This is a genomic window from Acinetobacter sp. CAU_H_56 (assembly GCF_058599425.1).
Genome location: NZ_CM178654.1, coordinates 2,892,893 through 2,904,651, shown reverse-complemented (window position 1 = coordinate 2,904,651; position 11,759 = coordinate 2,892,893). Strand labels below are relative to the sequence as shown.

Annotated in this window: 10 protein-coding genes; 4 read left to right on the top strand and 6 right to left on the bottom strand. The window is 45.7% G+C overall.

Annotation, left to right across the window (positions count from 1 at the left end):
• Positions 1-9 precede the first annotated feature (9 nt).
• Entirely contained in the window at positions 10-1,290 is a 1,281-nt protein-coding gene (locus tag AC4MCC_RS13710) for a 3-deoxy-D-manno-octulosonic acid transferase (protein ID WP_419365491.1), read from the top strand.
• Between the two features lie 277 nt (positions 1,291-1,567).
• Positions 1,568-2,281 carry a 16S rRNA (uracil(1498)-N(3))-methyltransferase gene (locus AC4MCC_RS13705; protein WP_419365477.1) on the top strand — a complete coding sequence of 238 codons (714 nt, stop codon included), beginning with the start codon at positions 1,568-1,570 and terminating at the stop codon, positions 2,279-2,281.
• Here AC4MCC_RS13705 and AC4MCC_RS13700 read toward each other — a convergent pair.
• Positions 2,255-3,235, bottom strand: a complete 981-nt coding sequence (locus tag AC4MCC_RS13700; protein ID WP_159123798.1) for a mechanosensitive ion channel family protein — start codon at positions 3,233-3,235, stop codon at positions 2,255-2,257. The genes AC4MCC_RS13705 and AC4MCC_RS13700 overlap by 27 nt on opposite strands.
• A gap of 107 nt (positions 3,236-3,342) precedes the next feature.
• Positions 3,343-3,918, bottom strand: a complete 576-nt coding sequence (locus AC4MCC_RS13695) for a DUF805 domain-containing protein (RefSeq protein WP_034170236.1) — start codon at positions 3,916-3,918, stop codon at positions 3,343-3,345.
• A gap of 261 nt (positions 3,919-4,179) precedes the next feature.
• Between AC4MCC_RS13695 and acs the strand changes: the two genes are divergently transcribed.
• Both acs and AC4MCC_RS13685 read left to right on the top strand, forming a co-directional pair.
• Positions 4,180-6,126 carry an acetate--CoA ligase gene (acs, locus tag AC4MCC_RS13690; RefSeq protein WP_104426735.1) on the top strand — a complete coding sequence of 649 codons (1,947 nt, stop codon included), beginning with the start codon at positions 4,180-4,182 and terminating at the stop codon, positions 6,124-6,126.
• Between the two features lie 130 nt (positions 6,127-6,256).
• Entirely contained in the window at positions 6,257-7,438 is a 1,182-nt protein-coding gene (locus AC4MCC_RS13685) for an acyl-CoA dehydrogenase family protein (protein WP_419374867.1), read from the top strand.
• Positions 7,439-7,500: 62 nt separating this feature from the next.
• On the opposite strand, the gene AC4MCC_RS13680 is transcribed toward AC4MCC_RS13685, so the two are convergent.
• From AC4MCC_RS13680 to msuE, 4 genes are all read right to left on the bottom strand, one after another.
• On the bottom strand, positions 7,501-8,910 hold the full coding sequence (locus AC4MCC_RS13680; protein ID WP_419374866.1) for a cryptochrome/photolyase family protein: 1,410 nt from the start codon (positions 8,908-8,910) through the stop codon (positions 7,501-7,503).
• A gap of 128 nt (positions 8,911-9,038) precedes the next feature.
• Positions 9,039-9,653: a riboflavin synthase subunit alpha gene (locus AC4MCC_RS13675; RefSeq protein WP_168416825.1), complete on the bottom strand. Its 615-nt coding sequence runs from the start codon at positions 9,651-9,653 to the stop codon at positions 9,039-9,041.
• Between the two features lie 151 nt (positions 9,654-9,804).
• The gene (sfnG, locus tag AC4MCC_RS13670; RefSeq protein ID WP_419374865.1) at positions 9,805-10,911 is read right to left on the bottom strand and encodes a dimethylsulfone monooxygenase SfnG; all 1,107 of its coding nucleotides are present in this window, start codon (positions 10,909-10,911) and stop codon (positions 9,805-9,807) included.
• Between the two features lie 28 nt (positions 10,912-10,939).
• Positions 10,940-11,674 carry an FMN reductase gene (gene msuE, locus AC4MCC_RS13665; RefSeq protein ID WP_419374864.1) on the bottom strand — a complete coding sequence of 245 codons (735 nt, stop codon included), beginning with the start codon at positions 11,672-11,674 and terminating at the stop codon, positions 10,940-10,942.
• Between the last annotated feature and the right edge of the window lie 85 nt (positions 11,675-11,759).

Below are 11,759 nucleotides of genomic sequence, written 5' to 3'. Positions count from 1 at the left end.
GGGCGCAATGTGGCTACTCCATTCTGGTATAACGCAGCCTTGGCGCTAGCGAAACCGCTTTATCAATCCCGTATACGTAAACGTGCGACCAGTCCGGAACAATTAGAACAAGAACTGTTGGAACGTTTTGGTCCTTTCCAGTCCCCTAAAAATCTGCAGGCGATCTGGTTTCATGTAGTATCCGTAGGGGAAACCAATGCCGCTCAACCTTTAATTGAACATTACTTAAAACTTGGGCATCCGGTTCTAGTGACCAATACCACCAAGACCGGACAGGCACGTGCCAAATCTCTCTTCTTAAAAGAACCTTATTTAGACTTATTCCAAGCTGTATATTTGCCAGCTGACCAGAAAACCCTGATTCGTGATTTTTATCAAAAATATCAGCCTAAATTGCTGTTATTGATGGAGACTGAGCTCTGGCCAAATCTGATTGACCAGGCACCGAATTTTAATGTGCGTTGCCTATTATTGAATGCCCGTCTTTCTGAAAAATCTGCCAAAGGCTATGGCAAAGTCAAAGGCCTAACCCGTGGCATGCTTAAGAATTTAACCGGCCTTTTGGCTCAGGATACAGCAACCCAGCAGCGTTATATTGATCTAGGTATAGCTTCAGAAAAAACTCAGGTCTTGGGCAATATCAAGTTTGATATCACGGCACCGCAGCAATTTATTAATCATGCTGCCCAATTGAAACAGGAATGGTCTCTGCAAGGCCGGAAGATCATTACTCTCGCCAGTACGCATGCGCCTGAAGAACAGCAATTAATGGCTGAACTTAAATCTGCGCTGGATGCAGATTCGACATTAGTTTGTATCGTGGTGCCACGCCATCCGGAACGTTTCGATGAGGTGTTCCAAGCTGCACTATCCTTAGGTTTAAGAACCCAACGCCGTAGCCTGGAACAACGTATCGAAGAAGATACTCAGGTTTATCTGGCGGATTCCATGGGCGAGATGTGGCTCTGGTATGCCTTGAGCCAAGCCTGTTATGTTGGTGGTTCCCTGAATGAACCGGGTGGTGGACATAATATTCTGGAGCCGATTGCGCTGAATGTTCCAACGATTCTGGGTAAAAACTATTTTAACTTTCAGACGATTGTCGATGAGTTTGTTCAGGCGCATGCGGTAGAAGTAGTGCAGGATGCTAAACAGTCTGCTGAGACTTTGCTAGAAATTCTGAATAATTCAACTAAAGCTGAAAGTTTGAATACTGCTGCACAAAAGATTATGCAGCAGAATCAGGGTTCACTTGAAAGGCATATTCAGGCGATTGATCAATATCTTTGATTATATTCTGATTTGTGAAGAAGCCGATTTTCATGGATTGACTGTATAAGGTTAAAACTAGGCTTTATCTTTATAGATTTAATGCTAGGAACTCTTCTTTCTTTTACTTTTGTTTCGGCAAAAGTAACAAAACCATTTGTCATCCACAAAACTCGTCATATACCATCTTTTTGCAGAGATATCGCAGAACCTATATAAGGCAAAAAGAGTCCTGCCTCGGACAATTGTGGATGACGTTTCCGCGTATCCAGTGATGGATTTGTTGAGTTAATTTTTTATGAATATCGTCCTGCTTGATCCCCGCCAAACCGAATCTGAACTATGGCCGATTAGCTCAAAGCGACAACTGGAGCATTTGCAACAGCATCTTGAGATTCAGGTTGGTGACACATTAAAAGTTGGGATTCGGGAAGGGAAACGGTATTTAACTGAAGTTGTCGAAATTTCTGAAAAAGCAGTTTTATTGAAACCGATTCAAGAAGAATCAGTCCCTGCAAAGCTGCCTGTTACCTTGATTGTGGCCTTGCCACGCCCTAAAGTTTTGCGCCGTCTGATCATGGATGCTGTCACCATGGGCGTAGAGAAAATCATTTTATTGCATAGCTATCGGGTGGATAAAAGCTATTGGCAGACCCCATTTTTGCAGCAATTAAACCATTATGTAGATCTTGGGCTAGAACAGGCAGGAGATACGCTTGCTCCGAAAATTGAGCTGTATAAACGCTTTAAACCTTTTGTCGAAGATATCTTGTCTGGACTCATTACAGCAGACTGTCCAGCCTTTGTTGCACATCCTTATGCCGAACAGCCGATGCCATATGCACTTCAGCATCCTTGCACGATTGTCATTGGTCCGGAAGGTGGCTTTATTCCGTATGAGGTCGATTTGCTCATAAAAAACGGCTGCCAGGCAGTGAGCCTTGGCAACCGTATTCTCCGTACTGAAACGGCGATTTCGTATGTTTTAGGTCGACTGTTTAGCGCGAGCTGAGGCATCCTCATGGCCATCGCCACGATAGACTTTCACTTCCTGCACCGGATATGGAATCGAAATGTTATGTTCAGCAAAGGCTTGAATCACCCGTTCCTGAACGGCACTGATTGAGGTGCCTATGCCTGTTTCAGTGGTATTGACCCACCATAAGGCTTTGAGGGTAATCGAGAAGTCTGCCAGTGCAATCACATTGACGCTAAATGCAGGTTGACTCAGGATGGTCGGATCTTTATCCAGAATTGCAGTAATAATATCCTTGGCTTTCTGGATATCATCTTCATAACCGATCCCGACCGAAAATTCACAGCGGCGACGGGTATAAGCAGTATTCACTGTGACTGCACTGGTATAGACCGTAGCATTTGGAATTACGATACGACGACCATCTGGCGAGCGTAAAAAGGTTGCACGAATCTGGATATCTTCTACGGTACCCTCCAGACCATTCACGATAATGTCATCGCCAATCTTGAAAGGTTCACCCAGCAAAATTAGTACACCTGAGAGCAGGTTCTGGAAAATATCCTTAAATGCGAAACCGATCGCCACCGAACCAATCCCAAGCGCACTCATCAGCTGACCTGGGGTGAAACCTGGAATCGCAATCACCAGCCCGATTAAAACACCGAAGAAAACAATCACGGTACTACCGACACGGTTCAGCACCAGCACCAGATTCTGTCGGGTATAAGTACGGTTTTCTAAAGTCTTACGGACAAAAAACTTAAACAGTTTTGACAGTAACCAGAAAATGACAATGACTGTTAGCGCAATACAGAAATAAGGCACACGCTCCCAGAAACCCTCCATGATCTTGTCAATGGTGCTATAGGCATCATTGTACTTGGAGGTATGTTCGATCACAGTTTGGGCAGTTTTTTCAGTCGCCTGATGCAGGAGCTCAGTCGTCCCTTCAGTTACCTGGCTTAAAGTATTCTCTTGCTCAGCCACAAAAACTCCACAATTTAAATTTCGCTTATTTTGCCTCAACTACTGCAAAAAATTAACAACAGCGAAGTTTATACACAATATATTTATGCAAAACAGACACAATTGGTTTAAAAGAACTCAGTCGTTTTTTGTTTCACTTCACTTGGGATTCTTGAAGGTTCACCTTCACTCATATAAGAGAATAATGCAGTCGTCGCCAATAGGCTCAATACGGTAAAAATGATTACCAGCCAAGCTACAATCTTTTCCCAGACGGGGCTTGTACGTATTGGGCCATACTGATTGCTGCCTCTTGTTCCTGGAAAAAGCAGGATATAGATCCAGACAAACAGATTGATCAAAGGCACAAAGAATAGCAGCATCCACCAGCCACTACGGTCCAGATCGTGTAAGCGCCGTACCGTAATCACAATACCGAAATACAGGTAGACCAGCATGATTGCCAAGGCAAACAGGCTGGACAGGCCATGTAGGGAAATTTGCCAGTTCGAATCTACCGATAGGCTGGCAATGTTCACAATATCAATACTTAAACCTAGCGCAATACTGCTGCATAAGAAAATAAACTGTAAAAATGCAGACCAGGCAATAAAACTCAAACGTCCAAATCGGCCCCTGATCGATAAGGGATGATCTGCTGCAGGAAAAGGAGGAGGGAAATAGGAAGGTTCAGTTGAATTCATGGGCAAGATCCTAAGCCTGTATAAAATACAGCGAGAGTGGGAGACTCATTTTATTTGACGATAGCAATATCTAGCTGACTTTGGCCATAGTTGAGCATTATCCGAAGTTATTCTGATTGAATTTGAATAAATAATCTACGACGAAAGCATGATTGTCGGATTTGAAATATGCAGTACATACTGCCATTATGCATAAAAAACAATCAACAAAATGCCATCAAGCTCTCGTGATGAGATAGAACAAGATCAAGGAAGCGAACAATGAAAGAAATCTATCCAGTACCAGCAGAATTTAAGAAAACCGCACGTACCACTGATACAGAGTATTTTGAGCGTTATCAGCAATCCATTGAACAACCGGATCAGTTCTGGGCTGAACAGGCACAGCGCCTGGACTGGATCAAACCTTTTACCCAGGTTAAAAATACCAGTTTTGATAAAGACAATTTTAAAATTGAATGGTTTGCAGATGGCCAGCTCAATGTCAGTGCCAACTGTCTGGATCGCCATCTTAAGGAACATCCTTATAAACCGGCGATTATCTGGGAAGGGGATCATCCGTCCCGTCACAAGATTATTTCTTTTCACGAGCTTTATGATGAAACCTGCCGTTTCGCCAATGTCCTGAAAAAGAACGGGATTAAAAAAGGCGACCGGGTGGTGCTGTATATGCCAATGGTCTCGGAAGCCGCAATTGCCATGCTGGCTTGTGCCCGGATTGGTGCAGTGCATTGTGTGGTATTTGGTGGTTTCTCACCTGATTCTCTGGCCAGCCGGATTGAAGACAGTCAGGCCAAAATGGTGATTACCGCAGATTCGGGCATGCGTGGTGGCAAAGCTATTCCACTGAAAGCCAATGTCGATGAAGCCCTGAAAATTGCTGGCACCGAATCGGTTGAACATGTCATCGTTGTACATCGCACCGGCAATCCGGTAGAAATGCAACAGGGGCGTGATCTCTGGTATCACATGGAAATCATGACCGTGAATGAGATCTGTCCACCTGAACCGATGAATGCGGAAGATCCTTTATTTATCCTGTATACCTCGGGTTCAACCGGAAAACCTAAGGGCGTACTGCATACCACAGGTGGTTACCTGACTTATGTGAATTGCACCTTCCGTGAAGTTTTTGACATCAAACAGGATGATGTGTTCTGGTGTACTGCCGATGTCGGCTGGATTACCGGGCATTCCTATGTACTGTATGGTCCGCTCTCTAATGGTACAACTACGGTCATGTTTGAGGGGGTGCCGCAATATCCGAGCTGGGCACGTACCGGACATATTGTCGACAAGCATAATGTGACCATTCTCTATACTGCACCGACAGCCATTCGTGCCATGATGCGTGAGGGGGATGCTTATGTGCGGGAAAGTGATCGTAGCAGCCTGAGAATTTTAGGTTCGGTCGGTGAGCCGATTAACCCGGAAGCCTGGAACTGGTATTACTCGGTAGTTGGTGAAAGCCGCTGTCCGGTGATTGATACCTGGTGGCAAACCGAAACCGGTGGCTTCATGATTACGCCTTTACCGGGCGCGACCGACCTGAAACCAGGTTCTGCGACCCGTCCATTCTTTGGCGTACAACCAGCCATTGTCGATGCAGAAGGCAAGGAAATTGAAGGGGTGGCGGAAGGAAATCTGGTGATTAAAGATTCCTGGCCAGGCCAGATGCGCACCATCTGGGGTGACCCGGACCGCTTTATTGAAGCTTATTTCTCGACCTATCCGGGAACGTACTTTACTGGTGACGGCGCACGTCGTGATGAAGATGGCTATTACTGGATTACTGGTCGTGTCGATGACGTACTCAATGTTTCCGGTCATCGTCTGGGTACGGCAGAGATTGAAAGTGCACTGGTGGCCCATGAAGCAGTTGCCGAAGCTGCTGTTGTCGGTATGCCGCATGACATCAAAGGACAGGGGATTTGTGCCTTTGTTACCTTGCAGGCAGGGACTGAAAGTACTGAACAGTTGCGCGGTGAACTGGTAGCTTGGGTACGTAAAATTTTAGGGCCAGTGGCAACGCCAGATGCCTTGCACTGGGCACCCGCTTTACCTAAAACCCGGTCAGGTAAAATCATGCGCCGGATCTTAAGAAAGATTGCTGCCAATGAACTGGACAGTCTGGGCGATACCTCGACTCTGGCTGAACCACAAGTAGTCGATCAGTTAATTGCTGAAGTGCAGCGTAATCAGGCATAAGTTTAGGACGTTCAAATACCGGCATTATTTGCCGGTATTTTTGTCTCAGGAATAAGCTCTGCATGCTTTCGAATATAGTGCCAAGCTGCAATCTGCTAAGCTAAAACCATGCTGAACTTAGGTTAAAAGAATGAATGTACGACAACAATATCTAGATCAATCTCCCCTGAAAATTGCCCAGCAATTGGCAGAAACTTTTGCTCAAACGGCCGCAGTTCGTGACAAGCAGGGCGGTAATCCTAAAGCCGAGCGTGATCTGATTCGCCAGAGCGGTTTACTGGGCCTGTCTATTCCGAAACAGTACGGCGGTCAGGAAGCAGACTGGCAGACAATTTTTAAAACCATTCAAATTATTGCCCGAGTTGATAGTTCATTAGCACATGTTTATGGGTTTCATCATTTGCTGATTGCAACGGTTCAATTATTTTCCCAACCGGAACAATATGGTCCTTGGTTTGAACAGACCGCTCGGGAAAACCTGTTCTGGGGCAATACCTTAAATCCACTGGACCATCGTACTACCGCAACAAAAGTTGCTGAAAAAGAATATATTTTTGATGGAAATAAAAGTTTCTGTTCTGGCTCCATTGATTCCGACATTTTACTGTGCTCAGGCTATAACGACGCTGGAAAATTACTGATTGGGGTCATTCCAACAGCACGTAAGGGCGTAAGTTTTCTCGGTGACTGGAATAATATGGGTCAACGCCAGACCGATAGCGGCACCAGTCATTTTGAGCAGGTCAGAATTCATGAAAATGAATTGCTTTTAAATCCCGGTCCACTGAGTACACCGTATTCAAGCTTACGTCCTTTGATTGCCCAGTTGATCTTTGTACACATGTTCCTCGGGGTAGCAGAAGGTGCGTTTGAAGTGGCCAAACAAACCGTACAGACTCAAAAAGCCTGGTCAAAATCACTGGTAGAAGAGGCAATGAATGACCCCTTTACCCAGAAGCATTTTGCCGAGTTCTATGTGCAGCTGGAAAGTGTACGCCTGCTAGCTGATAAAGCGATTCAAACCTTACAGGCCGCGTGGGATCTGGGCAATGATCTCACTGCTGAGCAGCGTGGTGAAGTTTCAGTGGCGATTGCCACAGCCAAAATCGCGGCCACCAATACATCTCTCTATATCACCCAGAATATTTTCCAAGTGATGGGCGCGCGTGCGACTATAGCCAAACTGAATCTAGACCGTTTCTGGCGTAATGTTCGCACCCAGACCTTGCATGATCCGGTGGATTATAAGTATCAGGAAGTTGGGGAATGGGTACTGACCGGGAAAGTGCCTGATCCAAGTTTTTATTCTTAATATGAAAATAAAAAGCCTCCGATATTGGAGGCTTTTCATATTAGATGAAGTGATAGTTTCTTCTAAATCTGCTTAAAGGCTTCTATGGCTCGTACACGAGAGGCTTTTAAATCGACAATCGGTTTTGGATAATCCAGTTCCAGATCTGGATTTTTGGCATAAGGTTCATGAATGGATTTGGCATCTAGATGCGCCAGTTCAGGCACCCACTTGCGGATATAGTCTCCATTGGGATCAAACTTCAGGGACTGGCTGACCGGATTAAAAATCCGGAAATAGGGCACGGCATCCATGCCGGTTGATGCGCACCATTGCCAGCCACCGTTATTCGCAGCCAGATCGCCATCAATCAGATGCTGCATAAACCAGCTTTCACCCAGTCGCCAGTCGATCAGCAAGTTCTTACACAGGAACATCGCAGTGATCATCCTGACCCGGTTATGCATCCAACCTGTCGCCAGCATTTGCCGCATGCCAGCATCGACAATTGGAATTCCGGTCTGGCCTTTTTGCCAGGCAGCTAAATCTTCGGGGGCATTGCGCCACTGGATATTATTAGTATTTTGCTTAAATGGTTGGTGTTTGGAGACACGTGGAAAATCAAACAGGGTCTGTAGATAGAATTCCCGCCACAAGAGTTCATCCAACCAGGTTTGCTGACCCAAGTCTTCAATCTGGAAATAGCCATCCTGAAAAAGAGCTTGCATACACTGGCGAATGGAGAGAATACCGATATTCAGATAAGGGGAAAGACGGCTGGTGCCATCAACTGCTGGCAGATCACGGTCAGTTTTATAATGAGCCATTTTATCCTCGATAAAGTCATCGAGCAGGTCCAAGGCAGTTCGATTTTTCGCAGACCAAAGTTGGGCAGCATGCTCTACTACATAATCCGCTGAGAATTTTTCCAGATCAAAATCCGTGAGCTCAGTAGGTAATTGGATTGGATCTTGAGTTTCAATCTCAGGATAGCAGACGGGTACATCCAGAATTAGCCGTTCATAGCACTTTTTCTTAAAGGCACTATAGACCTGATACGGTTGATTGGACTGGTTTCGTATACTGCCGAGAGGAAACAGGGTGCGGTCATGATAGAGCTCGACCCTGATCTGTTGCTGTTGCAGCAATTGCTGTACCTGAGCATCACGTTCCAGTTCATTGACGCCAACTTCGATATTGGCATGTAAGCTTTCAATCTGCAGGGCTTGACATAGATTCAATATTTCTGGCGCCAAATCTTCCCATAAAGGAATATTCAATATGATGAGTGGGATATTCAGTTGCTGTAGCTGCTGTTTTAAAAATTTCAGCCGGCGCAGATAAAAATCAGTTTTGATCCGGGCATCCTGATGTAATTGCCATTGTCCGGGAGAGAGGACTGCTAGTGCAATACAAGGTCCTTGCTGGGTCGCATGCCAGAGTGCGGCATGGTCATGTATACGGAGGTCTTGGCGGAACCAGATCAACTGCATGGGAATAACGTTCTGAATCGGAATCCAATTATTTTATTCATTCCGCCTGAAAATTCTGTATAGAAACGTAGACGTGGGCAGAATGATCAGTTAAAAAAGCCGCCTATGGTATAAGCGGCTCTTTCATTTTAACGCTGGTGAATATTTTCTAGGGTATCCACCAAGGTGCGCGTGGTCTGGTCAATTTCATAATTGACTTCATCACCTACTTTGGCATTTTTCCAGGTGGTCAGACGCAAAGTTTCGGGAATCAGATCAATCGAAATTTCACTATTGGCACGATCAACGCGATTGACGGTCAGGCTGCAGCCGTTCAGACCAATAAACCCTTTTAAGAAAAAGTATTTGATATTGCCATCCGGGATCTGAATGTCGATATGGTAGGTTTCACCCCGATGTTCCAGATTTTTAATGATTGCTGTGCCTTCGATGTGCCCATACAGATTATGCCCGCCATTTTCTGCACCGACTTTGGCAGAGCGTTCGACATTCACTTCATCACCTACTTGAAGAGATTTTAAGGTGGTGAGGGCAAGGGTTACATCGGAGATATCGAAGTGAATCTGGTTTAGCTTCTGATCAATAGTCGTTACGGTGAGGCAGACGCCGTTGATCGCAACACTGGCGCCAATAAAGACATCCTGAAAAAACTGATTTTCGTTGCTCACGATAATGGTAATGAAGCCATTGCCCTGGCAAATATCCACGACTTTTTCCAAGCCTTGTACGATACCGGTATACATAATTTAAATTTCTATCTCATCGAGTTTGGCTTCATTCTAGTCAAGAATGAAGCAGGCGGCTATCTCTATGCCGAGAACACTGTGTTGCACAAAAAAATCCCTCAAGCCGAGCCTTGAGGGAATGAATCGTTATGCTGAGCATTATTATAGTTTAAACGAGCTCAGCTTCTTGTTGCTGTTCAGCTTGCTGCGCTTCGAGTTCACGCACGAGTGGCAAGACTTTTTCACCGAAGTATTCCACTTCTTCAATAAAGTGCAGGAAGCCTGAAAGAACCAGATCAACACCAACTTTTTTCAGTTCGATGATACGTTCCGCAATCTGCTGAGGTGTACCGATCAGGTTGGTACGGAAGCCATCGTTATATTGCACCAGATCTTCAAATGTGGATTTGGCCCAGTTACCCTCACCTTCTTTACTCGCTGCGCCCGCTTCACGCGTTGCCTCACCGAAAGATTTCACCGCCTGAACATTGGCCTTGGCCACGATTTCTCGCAGTACTGCTTGCGCTTCCTCTTCGGTGTCACGAGCAATCACAAATGCATTTACGCCAATTTTCACAGAGTGATTGTTCGCTTTGGCTTTTTCACGAATATCATCGATCTGTTTTTTCAGCTCTTCCGGCGTATTGCCATTGGTGAAGTACCAGTCAGACACGCGAGATGCCATATCGCGTGCTGCCCGGGAACTCCCCCCCTGGAAGATTTCAATATGCGGTTTTTGTAGCGGTTTTGGACTCAAGGTATAGTCTTTGAACTGGTAGTATTTACCATCAAAACTAAAATTGTTTTGAGTCCAGACCCCTTTCAGGCTGCGAATAAATTCTTCTGAACGTGCATAACGTTCGTCATGTTCCGGCCATTCTTCACCAATTGCATCAAACTCGCCACGGAACCAGCCACTTACGACGTTAATCGCAATCCGGCCATTGGTCAGATGGTCAATGGTGGCCAGCTGCTTCGCTGCCAGCGCAGGTTTCCATGGACCCGGCAAGATCGCGGCAATCACTTTTAAACGTTCAGTTTTCGCCAGGATACCATGACTGAAGCTGACTGATTCATGCTGGTTTTCAGCGTTATAGCCCGCAGTAAAACGGATCTGGGTCAGGGCATAATCAAAACCTGCTTTCTCAGCAGTTTGCGCCAGACGGACATTATAGTCATAGCTCCAGTCAGTACGCTGTTCGATGTCGCTGACCACCAGACCGCCGCTGACATTTGGAACCCAGTAAGCAAATACAATATTTTTATCTTGAGACATTATTCTTACCCTCTGAATGAAGCGGCTATTAAGCCACTTGAGTCTTTGGCGCTTTCTTGCTGTGCAAACGGGATTCTGCGGCATCCAGACTTGGCACTGCAGCGGAAGGTAAAACTTCTTCCTGTTCGATTTGCTTATTGATGCCTAGGTTCTGGTTGGCTTGCTGAGATTTTTCTTTAATGACCTCAGCACGCTGCCCCTTTGCTGGCGCCCATTCAAGGATCGGTAGGGCACGAGCCACTGCCAAGGTAATACGGGTACGGAGTAATTCGCTATGAATGGTGTATTCAGGCGTAAAGTCACGATCTGTGGCATACACCCCGATTGGCAGAGTTTGTGCCTGGAAGAAGCTGAACAATGGACGTAATTGGTGTTCAAGAACCAGCGCATGACGGTCACTGCCACCAGAAGCTGCTAAAAGAACCGGTACATCTACCAGCGCCGTTTGTTCTACGAAGTCAAAAAAGTGCTTAAACAGACCCGTAAATGAAGCGCGGTAAACAGGCGTACCGACAATCAGGGCATCTGCTGCTTCAACGGCTGCCAGATCATCCTGTACGCGTTGCGGTAACTGGTTACGGTAAATTGCACCACCTAAAAGCTGGCCGATTTCGCTGAACTTAATGAAATGTACATTGATTGGCGTCGCTTCACCCAGTTCATCCAGAATGGCTTGAACCAGTGCTTCGGTTTTAGATGGGTGATTCAGGCCGCCAGAAACAGCCACGATGTTTAAAGGTTTTTGCTCGGAAAAATGGGACATGTGAAGTACCTAAAAATGGTTAAGCTCGGAATGACCCTATTAATCCCGATTGCCGCAGTAGGTGTAAAATAACGAAATGCTGAAA